This is a genomic window from Candidatus Neomarinimicrobiota bacterium (assembly GCA_017656425.1).
Classification (GTDB): domain Bacteria; phylum Fidelibacterota; class UBA2242; order UBA2242; family B5-G15; genus JACDNV01.
Genome location: JACDNV010000001.1, coordinates 89,763 through 105,788 on the forward strand (window position 1 = coordinate 89,763; position 16,026 = coordinate 105,788).

Below are 16,026 nucleotides of genomic sequence, written 5' to 3' on the forward strand. Positions count from 1 at the left end.
CCTGTAATTTCGGAAATCAATCAATTTTCTCATAATATAATGTTCAACATTTTCCAATATTTGAGAATTTTTATTCTTTTAATAGATGAATCTTAATCCAGGAAGCAACTTCATAAATGCCTTCTTTACTCTTTGCAGATGATGGAATAATATCAATTTCAGGCTTTATTTTTTTAATATTCTTTTTTATCACATCTAGATCAACATCCAGGTATGGTAAAAGATCGATTTTATTAATTATTGCAATATCACAAACTCTAAACATCAATGGATATTTTAATGGTTTATCTTCGCCTTCAGTGATACTCAAAACAACAATATTAAAGTCAGCTCCCGTATCAAACTCAGCCGGACATACAAGATTTCCAACATTTTCAATAAAAACTATATCCAGGTTACTATCCAACTGCTCCAAAGCAGGTAGGATTACCTCACTCCCGAGATGACAATCACCACCGAAGGGTTCTGTATTTATCTGAGACACAGGCACATCAAATTTCAACATTCTCTCAGCATCAAGGGAGGAGGTGATATCTCCTTCTATTACGCCAATTTTATACCCTTCGTTTTTTAATTTCGGAAGCACCTGTTCTATAATCGATGTTTTTCCAGACCCTGGTGAACTCATAATATTAAACATTGTGATACCATATCTGCGATTTCTTTTTCTGATTTGTGCAGCAAGTTTTTCATTTGCTTCCAAAACTTTCCTGACTATTTTTATCTCCATCCTTCTCCTCCTCAACAATTATTCTTTCCACATACATTTCTTTCCCATACAACACATCAAGTTTTGTCGATCCACATTCCGGACAAAAAAATTCAGGTACTTTTAAAATACCCTCATAATCGCAATTGTTACATTTAATTTTTATAGGTATTTCTTCAAACTTCAAAACAGCTTCTCTTAGGATTTTGCTTTCACTTTTTACAATATCAAAGCTAAAAATCAGTGACTCAGGGATAACTGCATTCAGGGCTCCTGCTTTAAAGTAAATTTCCTTTACTTTTATAACATTACCTATTTTCTCTACCTCTTCCTCAACAATTTCAACTATATTCTTTGCTATTGTAAGTTCATGCATATCAGCAAATCCTCGGCAGCATAACTCCAGACATCATATCAAGAATTCTCTCTGTACCAACAATTGTCTTCATTATCACCATTCCACAATTAGAATCCGTTACCTCACCTATAATTGCAGGTTGAGATGTACTATCTGAGTCTCTTAAAACCTGAAGCGTTTTATGTGCATCTTTCTTTGAAACAAATATTACTACTCTTCCCTCACAGGCCATATATAATGGATCAAATCCAAGTGGCTCACATAAGCCCCGAACTTCATCCCGAATTGGTACTTTTTCTTCATATATTTTTATTCCATATTCTTTGTTCAAAACAACCTCATTTAACAAAGTTGCCAATCCACCTCTTGTCGGGTCTCTCATAAATTTTATATCAATTGAATTTTTATATAACTCCTCTATAATTGGTTTAATACTGTCACAATCACTTTTTATCTCAGCTGATATTTCAAACTCCTCTCTTGAAACAAGAATTGAGGCTTCATGATCCCCAACCGGACCGCTAATTAGGATCTGATCCCCCGGTTCAATTCTATTGACATCTGGATCCCATCCATCATAAATAATTCCAATACCAGATGTATTTATGTACAGTTTATCCGCCTCTCCTGAACCAACTACTTTTGTATCACCTGTTGCAATCTTTACTCCATTCTTTTCTGCTTCCCGGCTAATAGACCTTACAACTTCCTCAAGTATATCTAAGTCGAGACCTTCCTCCAATATAAATCCACATGATAAGAAAAGTGGTTTAGCCCCCATTACACATAGATCATTGATAGTACCAGTAACAGCAAGTTTACCAATATCACCACCCGGGAAAAATATTGGTTTTACAACATGAGAATCGGTGGTAAAAACAAGCCTTCCATCGATATTCCCAATAAGAGCAGAATCGTCAAGTCGGTCTAGATATCTATTCGAAAAGTATTTTCTAAACAGGTCATTTATAAGCTTATGAGATTTTAATCCACCTGCACCATCAGCTCTAGTAATCTTTCCTTTCATCTTTACCTTGCTCCATATTTATAATAGATAGCACACGCCCCCTCACTACTGACCATACAGGCACCAACCGGATTCTCGGGAGAACATACTTTTTTAAAAAGTCTGCATTCTAAAGGAGTCTTTACACCCTTAAGGATTTCTCCACAGATACATGATGGATTTTCCATACCTCTTTTAAACTTTAGATCAAACTTCTCAACAGCATCAAAATCCGAATATTTTTTTCTGATTTTCAAACCACTTTCAGGTATCTCTGCTATACCCCTCCATCTAACACTGACCGGTTCAAACACCTCAGACATCACTTCTTGTGCCTTGCTATTACCTTCACGTCTAACTGTTCTTTTATACTGGTTTTCAACCTTTGCTCTACCCTCTCTAATCTGTAGTACAAGCATATAAATTGTCTCTATCAAATCCATCGGTTCAAATCCTGAGACGACACAGGGAACACCATAGTCCTTCGCTATAAATTCGTAAATCCGGGGTCCTGTTATCGCAGAAACATGGCCAGGACAGATAAATCCATCTATATTCACCTCCCCAGAATCAAGTAGAAATTTCATAGCCGGAGGCATTACTTTATGAGATGATAAAACAGAGAAATTCCTCACCTTATTGCTATATGCATTTAATATTGTAACGGCAACAGAAGGTGCAGTCGTTTCAAATCCAATACCAAGAAACACAACTTCCTTTTCGGGATTTTTAGTAGCATATTTCAAAGCTTCCGCTGGAGAATAACAAATCTTTATATTTGCTCCCTTTGCTCGCTCAAGCTCAAGACTGCTATTTGTCCCCGGAACCCTTATCAGATCACCAAATGTTGCTACGATAACATCCCGTCTATGTGACAATTCAATTGCCATATCAATAAAATCAACCGCTGTAACACACACCGGGCAACCAGGTCCACTTATAAGGTTTATATTACCAGGTAATAACTCCTGAATACCATACTTTAATATAGTTATAGTATGTCCTCCGCAGACTTCCATCAAATTGATATTTTTATCAGGATTTACTTCCTTTATCCTTTCTGCAAAATATTTTACTTTTTTGATATCTCTAAATTCATCAATATAGTTAATCAACAACAATCTCCATATTATTTAAAACAGCAATTTTTATTCGCATCTAATTGATTGATAAAATTAATCATTACCACTCTTATTATTCCTTTTTTCAAGTGTAGCAATCACCTCAGCCCAGGCATCCAGACTCTTTGAGGCTTCTTCCTCATCCAATTTCTCAATTGCAAAACCTGCATGAACAATCAAATAATCACCAATTTTAACATCGTCCAGCAACTGAATATTGGCTTTGTATTCTACACCAGAAACCTCGACAATCGCTTCATCTCCTTTTACCGACTTTACTCTCATGGGGATGGCAAGACACATATCACTTCCCCCTTTCTTTTAAAATTGCATCACCTATCAGCAGTTGACCAACTGAAATGCCTCCATCATTCGTCGGAATGGAATTGTGAGTAAAAACATTCAATCCTTCAGTTCTTAAACCTCTTACCACTCTTTCAAGAAGATACATGTTCATAAAAACCCCTCCAGAAAGCACAACATCAGATAAACCTGATTGTTTAGATACATCCAGGCAAACCTCCGTTACAATTTTCGCAAGTCCATTATGAAACTTCGCCGAAATATATCCAGCATTCTTTCCACTCAATACATCATCAACTACCTCGGTTATCAACATATCCCACATGATTACAAATTCATTGCCTTGTCTTTCAAAATACATATGGTAAGAATCATTCGTAATACCATCAATCGCCTGCTCAAACTCAATCGCCGCCTGCCCCTCGTAGTTAACCGAATTCCGTATCCCTGCAATGGAAGCAACACCGTCAAAAAGCCTACCACAACTGGTTGTAACAGGTGAGTTTATTTTTTTCTCGATCAATTTAACAGTATTTTTAACTTTATCGTCAGGTATACCCTCAAGAAAGGGCAAAGGAAATTCTAAAAACTCTTTTCCATAAACACCATAAAGATAGGATATCGCCATCTGCCAAGGATTTTTAATTGCCGATGTACCACCTGGCATAAGCACAGGGCTTAGATATCCAACCCTCATATACCTGCTGAACTCAGCAATAAGTATTTCACCACCCCAGATTGTACCATCTTCACCATATCCTGTACCATCAAAGGTAACCGCAATCACAGGACCAGTAATTTGATTATCCACCATACACGAGACAGCATGAGCGTGGTGATGCTGTACACCAATTTTTACAACATTACCAGAAAGACCCATTGCATACTTTGTTGATAAATACTCAGGATGTTTATCATAAACTATCACTTCTGGTTCTATTTCATACAACTTTTTAAAGTGATTAATACCATTTATAAATGATTTATAAACCGCAAGATTATCCATATCCCCTATGTGATGGCTGGTAATAATTTTATTTTCAAATCCAAAAGAAAATGTATTTTTTTGTTCTGGTCCTAACGCAAGTGTTGGCTTTTCAAACTGCCAGTTCTTAAGTAACATCTCACCAGGAACATATCCTCTTGATTTCCTGATTATATACTCTTTACCAGCCCATACTCTAGTTACAGAATCGTCACATCTAATATAGATTTCCCTATTGTGCAGCAAGAAATAGTCAGCTATACTTCTCAGTCGTAATAATGCATCATCATCCTTGTATACAATAGGCTCATCACTGAAATTACCGCTTGTCATGACAAGAGGTTTGTTTATATATCTCATTAATAAATGATGAACTGGAGTATAAGGCAACATTATTCCAAGGTATTTATTGCTATGTACTACCGACCACGCAAGGTCTTTTCCTCCAATTTTCTTTAACAAGACTATAGGTCGAGGTACACTTAGAAGTAACTCCTCTTCTTTACTAGTTAAATAACAGTATTTTTTTACCGTTTCAATATCAGGAAACATAACCGCGAAGGGTTTATCCTCTCTGTATTTTCGACATCTCAATGCCTTTACAGCTTTTTCATCTTCCGCGTTACAGGCAAGATGAAAACCACCTATTCCCTTTATCGCTATTATTTTACCAGCATTTATAAGCTCTCGTAGCTTTTTAAAAATTTTATCAACATTCTCAGCGCATTTACCATCTAAAAGTATTTTGCTTCTATTATCAACAAGGTATAAATGAGGACCACAAACAAAACATGCGTTTGGCTGGGCGTGAAATCTTCTATTTGTTGGATCATTATATTCATCTTGACACTGTTTACACATCTTGAAGACAGACATGGTGGTATTTTCCCGATCATACGGAATATCTTCTACTATTGTGAACCTTGGACCACAGTTAGTACAGTTTATAAAAGGATAAAGATATCTTCTATCTTCAGGATTAAAAAGCTCTGCAAGGCAATCATCACAAGTGAAAAGATCTGGTGAAATAGGAACTGTCTTTGCTTCGTTTTCTACACTAAAAATTATTTCGAAATCTTTAAAAATTTTCCCGTCTTTCTTGATCTCAATTGCTAAATCAGTTATTCTGCTTCTGGGGGGAGCTTTGGAAACGATATTTTTTTCAAATTCTTTAAGCTTCTGCACATTCCCCTGTATCTCAATAGTTACCCCTCCTGTGTCGTTCCGTACGTAACCATTAAGCCCAAGGCTCTTTGCAAGATTGTAAATGAAGGGACGAAAACCCACCCCTTGAACTATCCCTTTTATTTTTATTACATGTGTTTCCATTGAAAAAACAAGTTAGATAAAATTCCGCTGTAAATTAATATTTTTTATAGAAAATTCAGCCTTCATTTATACTCTTGTTAATCTAAATTGGCGTAATATTTAATTATAAGATTAGAATAAAGTTATCTCACAACCTTTAGTTTCTATATACACAGCCAGACTGGATAATAAATATATTGAAAAACAAGGTCACTACAAACGCTAGCGAAGCAGTCTATTTTAAAAATAGGCGTGAAATCCAGAATGTTTATAAAATTTGATATCTAGTCATTACAAGTAAAATTGATTACCCAAATCTCAAATTATCCGCCATTTATCTCATTATAAATCTTTTCCATGGACTCAAGCTCTTTTAGCACAAAGGGAAGCATCTTAAGAACCGTTGATAAGCCAACGATCGGTATTGTAAGAATTATAGTATCTATAATTTCATCTCTTGTAGCGCCGGCCTTAAGAGCTTTTGGAATTATTATTTTTATCGCTTCCGGAGATGGACTATTAACCTGAATCGCAAGCATTATTAGTTGACGCGTCTTATCATCCAAACTTTTACCTAGGGACAAAACCATCTTCTGATAATTTTTAACAACTTCTTTCCTATTTTCCATTAAAAAAGTAAGCCCATCTTTATCTAAATCTTCCCATTCAAAATTTTCCGTCATTTTTTCACCAACTTTAAATTTCCAAAAAATCAGATAACCTCTACCAGCCACCCCCACTTATCCTCTACATCACCAACCTGAAGGGAGGTTAGATATTCATATAATTTTTTAACAGTCGGACCTGGTTCCTTACCATCGGCGTAAAATTTATACCATTTTTCATTATAATAAATACTTCCAATGGGGGTGATCACAGCCGCAGTTCCACACGCCCCAGCTTCTATTACTCTCTCGATCTCACTTATATGGATTTTCCTTTCTTCAATTTCAAATCCAAACTCCTCCTTAGCAATTTGAACAACAGACTTTCTTGTTATACTTGGCAAAATGGAATTACTTTTTGGTGTGATAAGTCTTTTCCCCTCAAATATAAAAAATACATTGGAAGATCCTGTCTCCTCTATATATTGGTGCTCCTTGGAATCAAGATAGAGAACCTCATCAAAACCATCATTCTTTGCCAGTTTCAAAGGCAATAGGGAAGCAGCATAATTACCACCAACCTTTACATGACCTACTCCATTTGGAGCTGCCCTGTCAAAGTTGGTATCAACTTTTAAACTGATTGTTTTAAAACCATATTTATAATAAGGACCCACGGGACAAACAAACACTGAAAAGATATATTCAGATGCAGGTCTTACTCCTAGATTTTCTCCAATACCAATAAGTAATGGTCTTATATACATGCTTGCCCCATATCCGTATGGAGGTACATAGTCAGCATTAGCTTTGACAGTATCAATTACACCTTTCATAAAAAGATCAACTGGAACCTCTGGCATCATAAGACGCTTTGCTGAATCCTGAAATCTTTTTGCATTTTCATAGGGACGAAATAGCCATATTCTACCATCTTTTGATCTCTGGGCTTTTAATCCCTCAAAACATTGCTGTCCATAATGAAGACATGGCGCACTCTCATTTAAAACTATATTATTATCTGTTACCAGTTTACCTTCATCCCATTTCCCATCTTTCCAGTAAGCTCTGAATCGGTACGGCAGATTTTTATAGGAAAAATCAAGTTCTGCCCAATCAATATTTTTTAAATCCATCTAAAATCTCCTCTTTTTCTCTTCCAATAAATTTTTTGCTTTCATTGTAATAAACTCTGCACTTAACTCAAATTCTTTAATTAGTTCCCACGGTTCTCCACTCTCACCAAATCTATCATTAATACCCATCATTTGGAATAAATATCCAGAGGAACTTATTTCAGGACTTTCTGACAATACTGATGAGACCCAATTTCCAAAACCACCTTTCTGATGTTCCTCTACAGTTAAAATCACCTTAGTTTCCTGAGCCGATCTAACAATCGCATACTTATCAATTGGTTTTATTGTGTGCATATTAACAATTCTTGACTCAATATCAAATTCCTTTTTCAAAATATAAGCACTACGCATTGCTTCTGCAACCATTGGGCCACAGGCAATAATAGTTAAGTCCTCATTTTCACTTTTATATTTATAGGAAACTATATGCTCAAAGGCATCTATAAAGTTTTCTGACTCTTTTCTAAATCTAATTATATTTGCTTTCCCGAATTCCCATACCGTACCCCATTTTGTAACTATTGGCGTTGCTTCTCTGGCAAACCTCAAGTATTTTGGTCCCACTACATTGAACAAAAGATATTCTACTGCTCTCTCAGTCTCAATCACATCACATCCAGCGACAACATGCATATTCGGTAATCCACATACATTAAAAAATTCCTCCAGCGCTTGATGGGTAGCACCATCAGGTCCTACAGATACACCACCATGAGCACCTGCTATAAAGACATTATGATTACCATAGCATACGGTTGTCCGGAGCTGATCAAGATTTCTTGCAGATGCAAACACACCATAGGTTCCAATTACCGGCAATTTACCTTCTTTAGACAATCCTGCGGCAACACATGTCATACTTTGCTCTGCAATACCCATATTCAGAAACCTCTTTTTTCTCTCAGGATGGTTTTCATAAAATTTACTGATTGTTATTGATCCTGATATATCCGCACCAAGGCAGACAATCCTATCATCATCTCCCAACCTATTAAGAGCGCTCCCAAAACCCTGTCTTGTCGGTTTCATTTCTACCTTCATTTTATCACGCGAATTCCACCAGTAGTTCTTTGAAAATTTAGGTGTCTTTTCATCAAGGAACACATTAATCTTCTTCTGGTACTCATTAGCTTTTTTAAAAAGCCTATCAAGATCAAAGTAATCTCTCAATCCCAGCTCTGCCAGGCCCTGCAACATCTGCTCATAATTCGGAGCTTTACCATGCCAGCCAGCTACATTTTCAGCAAAGCTAACACCTTTTCCCTTAATTGTTTCAGCAATGATAACGGTCGGTTTACTTTTTATGCTTCTGGCTTTTTCAAAAGCATCTATAATTTCATTAACATCATGCCCATTGATCCTGATTGTTTCCCATCCAAATGCTTTATATTTTTCCTCAATAGGTTCAATATTCATTACACCTCTTACCCGGCCATCTATTTGCAGTCCATTAAAATCAATGATATTACAAAGGTTATCCAGTTTGTAATGCCCTGCCTCCATTATCGCTTCCCATATCTGCCCTTCTTGATGCTCTCCATCTCCAGTTATACAATAGACGCGAAAATCCCTTCTATCAAGCCTGCAAGCCAGAGCTTGACCTACCGCAAGACTCAAGCCCTGTCCAAGAGAACCAGTCGAAAACTCCACCCCTTTACATTTCAGCCAGTGTGGATGACCCTGAAAAGAGCTGAATAATTTCCTGAGAGTAACTACTTCTTCCACATTAAAGTACCCACTTATCCCAAGAGCTATATAAAGTGCAGGTGCCTTATGACCGGTGCTGAATATTACCCTATCTCTATCTTCCCAGTCTGGGTTATAAGGATCATGACAAATCTCTTTTAAGTAAAGGACTGCAGCTATATCCATAATCGACATTGTTCCCCCGAGATGACCTGATCCAGCTGCGCAAAGAGCTATAAGATTATACCCGCGCATTATATTAGCAACCTCTTTAATCTCATCAGCGCTATACTCTTTTTTTATTCTACCAGTTTTAAAATCAACTATTGGCATAGATACTCCATATATCAACAATTAAACATAGGTCAAAACATGTGCCAATTAAAACATCCTTTTAAAACTTTCTGGAATGACTCTTAACTCCCATGATAGAGTTGATAAAAAACTATTGATTCTTTCCAAAAATGGTAAAGGTAAAAATTATTAATTCTTATACTTAATAAAATAATTTTGAAATAGCATATATTTTAATTATTAAAGTTTTTATATAAAAAAAGTCCTTAAAATAATTCAATTTATTATCGAATCTGACTTCAAACCTCTGATTTAAATTATCTAAACAACTTATTCTTTATCTTCTTCATCCTTCATATACTCACCATAATATTTTTTCAAACAATCAGGGCATATACCATGACTGAATTGGGCATCAGAATGATCCTGGATGTAAGCTTCCAGTCTCTGCCAGCTATCGGCATCGGTACGTATCTTATGGCAAATCGAACAGATCGGAATTATCCCCTGAAGTGTTTTAATATGTTGTAGCGCATCCTGTAGCTCAGCAATTTTTTTAGATAACTCTTCCTGCAACCGAATTATCCTAATACCAACTTCTATTCTTGCTTTTAATTCATCTTTATCATAGGGTTTCGTTACGTAATCATCAGCACCCGCATTCAATCCTTCAACTATTTTTTCCTTTTCTGCTAATGCAGTTAAGAGTATAATATATGTTGGTAAACCTTTCTCGACAGAGATCCTTCGGACTTTTTGACTTTCCCTTACTTTCTTTATCACCTGAATGCCATCTATTTCTGGCATCATCCAGTCAAGCAGAGCCAATCTTGGACTATCATTAGAGATTAATTTTTCTAAAGCATCTTTGCCGTTGTATGTAGATATCACATCATGTCCCCATTTAGTTAAAATAGTTTTAAGAATTGTATGAGAAGTCAAATCATCTTCAGCTATTAAAATTTTCATATTCCCCCCTAATTATTTCAAAACCTTTAATAAATAGTCAAACTCCTCTTTTAATTCTGTTAGCAGCTTCATTGCTTCATCAAATTTCTTATTTATGCAGGCATTTTCCAAATTTTTTGCAATGTTACCAAATCCATATGCGCTAATGTTAAAAGCTGATCCTTTCAGTGTATGAGACTCTTTTCTGGCCTCTTCAAACTTGTTTTCTTTAATTAATTTTTCAAGTTTTGCAATCCTTTTTTGTGCACCAGTTTTAAAAGTATCCAATACCTGCAGTAGTACATCTTCATCTCCCATAAGTTTTTCCAATAATTCCGAACTGTTAAATCGATTCGCGTCAAATACAACGATACCCTCTTTATTTCTTTTTTCTTCTTTCTTCTTTTCTTTATCAAGTTTCAGATACTTATTGATCACATCTATAAGGGTTCCGGATTGAATTGGCTTTGTGATATAGTCATTCATTCCAGCTTCAAGACTCCTATCTTTCTCCCATTTAAGAACATGAGCACTCATTGCAATTATAGGCACATTGGGATTCTTTACCTTTTTACTTTTCCTTATTCTCTCTGTAGTTTCAAAACCATCTAATCCAGGCATTTCAATATCCATAAACACCAGATCATAATCATCTGACTTTAACTTCTCAATAGCCTCTTTACCGCTAGCTGCAATATCGACATCAAAACCAAGCTTGGTTAACATCGCTTTTGCAACCATTTGATTTGTCTCATTATCCTCGGTAACGAGAATTTTGACCTTCCTGCCACCCTTAGTATACCCTGTTCTTTTTATCAAATCCTCTTCGATCGGTTTCAATGCCTCTTTACCAAAAACGTAAGCAATACTATTAAAAAGTTGAGATTGTTTTACAGGTTTGATTAGATATGCAGAAAAACCTATATTTTCTAACCTTTTTGTATCGACACTTTTACCAAGAGAAGATAGCATTATTAACTTCATATCGGTTAATTGACTATCAGCTTTTATTAATCTCCCAAGCTCATCCCCGCTCATTCCTGGCATAGCCATATCCAGTATTGCGAGATCATATTTTATTCCTTTCTTTAATTCCTCCTTTAAAAAAGGTATTACTTCCTTTGGATCACCAAATTCAACATGTTTCATACCCCATTTCTCAAGCAACATGGATAAAAACTTTCGGTTTGTGTGATTATCATCAACAACAATAACACGTTTATCTTTCAAATCATATTTAAGTAAAATCTTCTTCTTTTTGACTTCCTTGGGTAGCTTTACTTTTATAAAAAACCAAAATTTTGAACCCTTCCCAACCTCACTCTCTACACCAATTTGACCGCCCATCATCTCTACAAGTTTTTTACAAATTGACAGACCAAGACCCGTACCGCCGTATTTTCTTGTTGTAGAAGAATCCGCCTGCTTAAATGGCGAAAAAATTTCCTGAATCTTATCCTTTGGTATCCCTACGCCAGTATCTTTAACCTCAAAATAGATTTCACATTCACTATCAGTTGCACTCTGCAGCCTCGCCGTAATACTTACCTCTCCCTCACCAGTAAACTTAATTGCATTGCCTATAAGATTTGTTAGTATTTGCTGTAAATGACCCGGATCGCCAATTACAATCTCTGGTACAGCTGGATCAATAAAACTAACAATTTCAAGTCCTTTTTCATACGACTTAATTGCTTGGGATTGAACTACATTTTCTATTATATCATATATATTAAAATCTGTTGATTCAATTTCCATCTTACCAGCTTCAATTTTAGAAAAGTCAAGAATTTCATTGATAACATTTAATAGTATTTCACCGCTCTTTTTAATAATCTCTACATAATCCCTTTGCTCCTTTGTTAGATCTGTCTCGAGTAACAAATCTGTCATCCCAATAATTCCATTAAGAGGTGTCCTGATTTCATGACTCATTGTGGCAAGAAATTCACTCTTAGCCTGATTTGCCAGCTCGGCTTCGAGAGCCATCCGATTTGCATGTTGTATTGCAAGTTCAAGCTGTCTATTGACCATTTCAGATTCTTCTTTTGCTTTTCGCAGGACTTCTTCTACCATCTTTCTTTCACTAATGTCATGTTGATACACATTTATCTCAACAACTTCATTTGCTCTATTTTTTATAGCAGTAGCAGAGCAATCAACTATGATAATCTCCCCATCCTTACGAATAAGTTCTAATTCTGAGGAAAACATACCTTCTTTGTTTATATTTTTCAAAAAATTCCCAAATTTTTCTCGCGAAGATTCAGACATAAGAGACTGCAATTTTTTACCAATTAGATCTTTTCGATCCATTTTGAGCATTTTTTCTGCTGCCGAGTTTGTGGACTTTATATTTCCCGCTACATCAATAATAAAAATGATAAAATTGGCGTACTCGATAAGCTTCTTTAAACGAGATTCGCTCTCTCTTATTCTATCTTCATATTCTTTTATTGCTGTTATATCTCTTGAAATACCTACCAGTCCCCTCAAATTACCATCTTTATCAATATATGGAACTTTTGTTGTTAGCATCCATCGTTTTTTGCCCATATAAGAAACTAATTCAGGCCTCCCGATGATAGATTCTTTAGTTGATAATATTTTTCTTTCATCTTTAAATGCTTCTTTAGCATGAGAATAATCAAAAAAATCAAAGTCACTTTTGCCTATTGCGTCTTCCGGTCTTTTTAAACCCAAGCTATCGGCATGGGATTTACTGATACGAATAAACCTTAATTCTGTATCCTTGAAATAAATGTGATCAGGTAGATTATTCATTAAAACATCTAGCATACTTTTCTCAGTCTCATACTTCCTATTTAATTTTATCCACTCAATTCTCCTTTTAATATGCCCAACAAGTGATGAAATAAATTTTATAAATTCTATAACGTCGCCAGATGTGATCTTTGAATTTCCACCAAATATTATAAAACCGTAGTCCTTGTTATTATATCTATTCTTTGCAATAATAAAATCTGATATCTCAGCGAAGTCTCTGATTAACTCATTTATTAGTCTTATAGAACCAATCTCTTCACGAGACAATTGTATGTATGCTCTATTTCTCAATAGTTTGAAAATTTCATCGATATTCTGTTTTCCAAAATATTTTCCAAGCTCGAAATTTTTATATTTTTCGTCAAACTTACTTTTTACAATCAATTTGTTTTCTTCAATCAGTCCAACCACTATTAAGTAGATACCAAGTCTATCGTCTATATCTCTAACATATTTTTCAATGGCAGCGAATATATCACTAGTGACAAGTGTGTCATCATCGATTATTCTTTTTAGAATGTCAAATTCAATTTTAACTCTTTCTTTAATAGCATTTAAATTTTCTTCACTCATAGACCGGCTCATAGGTCACTCCATTCAAATTTCATATTTAAATTAAACATTAAATATATTGATTGTAAGTCCTAATTTTCTATCTAACTTAACAGATAACGAACTTAATTTATGAAAACTTTAACTAAAGTCTATTTTTTCTGGACTTTTTATAAAAAAGTTATATATTATTAATGCTTTAGTTGAAAGGGGTTGTTCTGAGGAACAAAATCCAGGATAAATTTTACATAGCGTTTATTACAGCAATTCTTGCCATCTTAATAATATTTATGGGAAAAAGTAAAACCCTTCCTTCTGGCGTTGTCACAATCCAGCTCAATGGCATAAATAATCAAGAGCTGGTATCAAAAATTAACGATGCCTTAAAAAATATAGAGGGAATAAGACCTGTTTATATTGATAAAAAATCAAATACATGTACAATACGATACGATTCTAGTGTTGTAAATTATGATTTAATCAAAAGCAGCCTGATAAACTTTGGCATAAAAGTAGAAAAAAATGAAAATCTTAATAAAAACCAAAAAAAACCTGAACCGATTTTAAAAATAAGAATAATTAACTGATAAAAATGAACTCTTACCATAAATTTATTTGGTGGTATAGAAGTTATAATAAGGCGGGTCAGTGAAATATAAACAAAAAAATTTATTAGACCCGCCTTAAAAATGGCGGGTTTTTTATAATAAATATATGACTAATTATCGGAGGAACTATGGACAAAAAAATATTTTTATCGGAAAATGAAATGCCTCAAAGATGGTATAATATTATGCACGATCTACCTGAAAAACCAGCGCCACCTTTACACCCTGCTGAACTACGTCCTTTACAGCCAGATGACCTTAAACCGCTATTCCCAATGGAGCTGATAAAACAGGAGGTTAGCAATCAGGAATATATAGAAATTCCTGCTGATGTTCTTGATATTTATAGACTATGGAGACCAACTCCACTGGTAAGAGCTGAAAATTTCGAAAAAGCAATAGATACAAAATGCCGAATATATTATAAAAACGAAAGTGTAAGCCCTCCTGGTTCACATAAACCAAACACAGCTGTTGCTCAGGCTTATTATAATTACAAGGAGGGCATAGATACTATCACAACTGAAACAGGGGCTGGTCAGTGGGGAAGTGCTCTTGCCTTTGCATGTAACTTTTTCAAATTAAACTGCAAAGTGTTTATGGTAAAGGTAAGCTATTACCAGAAACCATATAGAAAATCCATGATGAAAGTATGGAATGCAGAAATAAACCCAAGCCCAAGTAACCTAACAGATTTTGGTAAAAAAGTACTGAAAGAAAATCCAGATAGTCCTGGTAGCCTTGGGATTGCTATATCAGAAGCCATAGAAGTAGCTGTAAAAAATGCCAATGCCCACTACTCCCTCGGATCAGTTCTGAACCACGTTCTTATACACCAGACAATAATTGGAGAAGAAGCAATCAGTCAAATGAAAATCGCTGGAGACTTTCCTGATGTAGTAATTGGATGTGTGGGTGGAGGAAGTAACTTTGCTGGGATATCATTTCCATTTATAAGAGAAAAAATAAAAGGAAAAAACTTGAGAGCTATCGCTGCAGAACCCACATCCTGTCCAACCCTGACGCGCGGAGAATACATGTATGATTTTGGAGATACTGCACAAATGACACCACTATTATTAATGCATACCTTAGGTCATGATTTTATTCCACCTAAGATACATGCGGGAGGCCTCAGATATCACGGTATGGCTCCAATGCTCAGCCATATGAAAAAACTTGGCTTAATCGAGGCAAGAGCTTATCCTCAGCTTGAAGTATTTGATGCAGCTGTTAAATTCGCTCGCTCCGAGGGTATAATTCCAGCTCCAGAGACAAGTCATGCAATAAAATGTGTTATTGACGTTGCCAAAGAAACAGACAAAAATGGTAAACCTTTAACCATTTTATTTAATTTTAGTGGCCATGGACATTTTGATATGGCTGCTTACGATGAATATTTCGAGGGAAAACTGGAAAATTACTATTTCAATTTAAAAGAAGCGGAAAAATGCATCACTGTATTGAAAGAGATAAACGAAAAGATAAAATCAAAAATTTAAAGAAGGTGCCCAGGGTGGGATTCGAACCCACAAGCCCTTGCGGGCACTAGGTCCTGAACCTAGCGTGTTTGCCAATTTCACCACCTGGGCAGTTTTCAAAAATCGAGGAATTAAT

Annotated in this window: 13 protein-coding genes and 1 tRNA gene; 2 read left to right on the plus strand and 12 right to left on the minus strand. The window is 35.4% G+C overall.

Going from position 1 to position 16,026, the window contains the following annotated elements; genetic code table 11:
- Nucleotides 1–70: 70 nt before the first annotated feature.
- The 11 genes from hypB to H0Z29_00445 all read right to left on the minus strand — a co-directional run bounded on the left by hypB (nt 71) and on the right by H0Z29_00445 (nt 13,822).
- The gene (gene hypB, locus H0Z29_00395) at nt 71–730 is read right to left on the minus strand and encodes a hydrogenase nickel incorporation protein HypB (protein MBO8129958.1); all 660 of its coding nucleotides are present in this window, start codon (nt 728–730) and stop codon (nt 71–73) included.
- Entirely contained in the window at nt 690–1,085 is a 396-nt protein-coding gene (locus H0Z29_00400; protein MBO8129959.1) for a hydrogenase maturation nickel metallochaperone HypA, read from the minus strand. Before H0Z29_00400 ends, hypB begins: the two co-directional genes overlap by 41 nt.
- 1 nt (nt 1,086) lies before the next feature.
- On the minus strand, nt 1,087–2,094 hold the full coding sequence (hypE, locus tag H0Z29_00405) for a hydrogenase expression/formation protein HypE (GenBank protein MBO8129960.1): 1,008 nt from the start codon (nt 2,092–2,094) through the stop codon (nt 1,087–1,089).
- 2 nt (nt 2,095–2,096) lie between these two features.
- Nucleotides 2,097–3,185 carry a hydrogenase formation protein HypD gene (hypD, locus tag H0Z29_00410; protein MBO8129961.1) on the minus strand — a complete coding sequence of 363 codons (1,089 nt, stop codon included), beginning with the start codon at nt 3,183–3,185 and terminating at the stop codon, nt 2,097–2,099.
- 63 nt (nt 3,186–3,248) lie between these two features.
- Nucleotides 3,249–3,497, minus strand: a complete 249-nt coding sequence (locus tag H0Z29_00415; GenBank protein ID MBO8129962.1) for a HypC/HybG/HupF family hydrogenase formation chaperone — start codon at nt 3,495–3,497, stop codon at nt 3,249–3,251.
- Between the two features lies 1 nt (nt 3,498).
- Nucleotides 3,499–5,811 (minus strand): carbamoyltransferase HypF, encoded by a 2,313-nt coding sequence (gene hypF, locus H0Z29_00420; protein ID MBO8129963.1) that lies wholly within the window; start codon nt 5,809–5,811, stop codon nt 3,499–3,501.
- A gap of 302 nt (nt 5,812–6,113) precedes the next feature.
- A complete protein-coding gene (locus H0Z29_00425; protein MBO8129964.1) occupies nt 6,114–6,524 on the minus strand; it encodes a carboxymuconolactone decarboxylase family protein in 411 nt (136 codons plus the stop codon).
- Nucleotides 6,503–7,531, minus strand: a complete 1,029-nt coding sequence (locus H0Z29_00430; GenBank protein ID MBO8129965.1) for a branched-chain amino acid aminotransferase — start codon at nt 7,529–7,531, stop codon at nt 6,503–6,505. The genes H0Z29_00425 and H0Z29_00430 overlap by 22 nt, the downstream gene beginning before the upstream one ends.
- On the minus strand, nt 7,532–9,553 hold the full coding sequence (locus H0Z29_00435; protein MBO8129966.1) for a transketolase: 2,022 nt from the start codon (nt 9,551–9,553) through the stop codon (nt 7,532–7,534).
- A 291-nt stretch (nt 9,554–9,844) separates the two neighbouring features.
- Nucleotides 9,845–10,483, minus strand: coding sequence for a response regulator transcription factor (locus H0Z29_00440; GenBank protein MBO8129967.1), 639 nt, complete (start codon nt 10,481–10,483; stop codon nt 9,845–9,847).
- A 12-nt stretch (nt 10,484–10,495) separates the two neighbouring features.
- Entirely contained in the window at nt 10,496–13,822 is a 3,327-nt protein-coding gene (locus H0Z29_00445; protein ID MBO8129968.1) for a response regulator, read from the minus strand.
- Nucleotides 13,823–14,004: 182 nt separating this feature from the next.
- On the opposite strand from H0Z29_00445, the gene H0Z29_00450 reads away from it, so the two are divergent.
- Together H0Z29_00450 and H0Z29_00455 are read left to right on the plus strand one after the other, a co-directional pair.
- Nucleotides 14,005–14,388: a hypothetical protein gene (locus tag H0Z29_00450; GenBank protein ID MBO8129969.1), complete on the plus strand. Its 384-nt coding sequence runs from the start codon at nt 14,005–14,007 to the stop codon at nt 14,386–14,388.
- 149 nt (nt 14,389–14,537) lie between these two features.
- On the plus strand, nt 14,538–15,911 hold the full coding sequence (locus tag H0Z29_00455) for a TrpB-like pyridoxal phosphate-dependent enzyme (GenBank protein ID MBO8129970.1): 1,374 nt from the start codon (nt 14,538–14,540) through the stop codon (nt 15,909–15,911).
- A 6-nt stretch (nt 15,912–15,917) separates the two neighbouring features.
- Here the strand turns inward: H0Z29_00455 and H0Z29_00460 are convergent.
- A tRNA-Leu gene (locus H0Z29_00460) sits at nt 15,918–16,001 on the minus strand.
- Nucleotides 16,002–16,026 lie beyond the last annotated feature (25 nt).

Bases quoted from the DNA above. Each gene is read 5' to 3' on its own strand.
- hypE (MBO8129960.1), bottom strand. From the start codon at position 2,094: ATGAAAGGAAAGATTACTAGAGCTGATGGTGCAGGTGGATTAAAATCT.
- hypB (MBO8129958.1), bottom strand. From the start codon at position 730: ATGGAGATAAAAATAGTCAGGAAAGTTTTGGAAGCAAATGAAAAACTT.
- H0Z29_00415 (MBO8129962.1), bottom strand. From the start codon at position 3,497: ATGTGTCTTGCCATCCCCATGAGAGTAAAGTCGGTAAAAGGAGATGAA.
- H0Z29_00430 (MBO8129965.1), bottom strand. From the start codon at position 7,531: ATGGATTTAAAAAATATTGATTGGGCAGAACTTGATTTTTCCTATAAA.
- H0Z29_00400 (MBO8129959.1), bottom strand. From the start codon at position 1,085: ATGCATGAACTTACAATAGCAAAGAATATAGTTGAAATTGTTGAGGAA.
- H0Z29_00445 (MBO8129968.1), bottom strand. From the start codon at position 13,822: ATGAGTGAAGAAAATTTAAATGCTATTAAAGAAAGAGTTAAAATTGAA.
- hypF (MBO8129963.1), bottom strand. From the start codon at position 5,811: ATGGAAACACATGTAATAAAAATAAAAGGGATAGTTCAAGGGGTGGGT.
- H0Z29_00440 (MBO8129967.1), bottom strand. From the start codon at position 10,483: ATGAAAATTTTAATAGCTGAAGATGATTTGACTTCTCATACAATTCTT.
- H0Z29_00455 (MBO8129970.1), top strand. From the start codon at position 14,538: ATGGACAAAAAAATATTTTTATCGGAAAATGAAATGCCTCAAAGATGG.
- H0Z29_00435 (MBO8129966.1), bottom strand. From the start codon at position 9,553: ATGCCAATAGTTGATTTTAAAACTGGTAGAATAAAAAAAGAGTATAGC.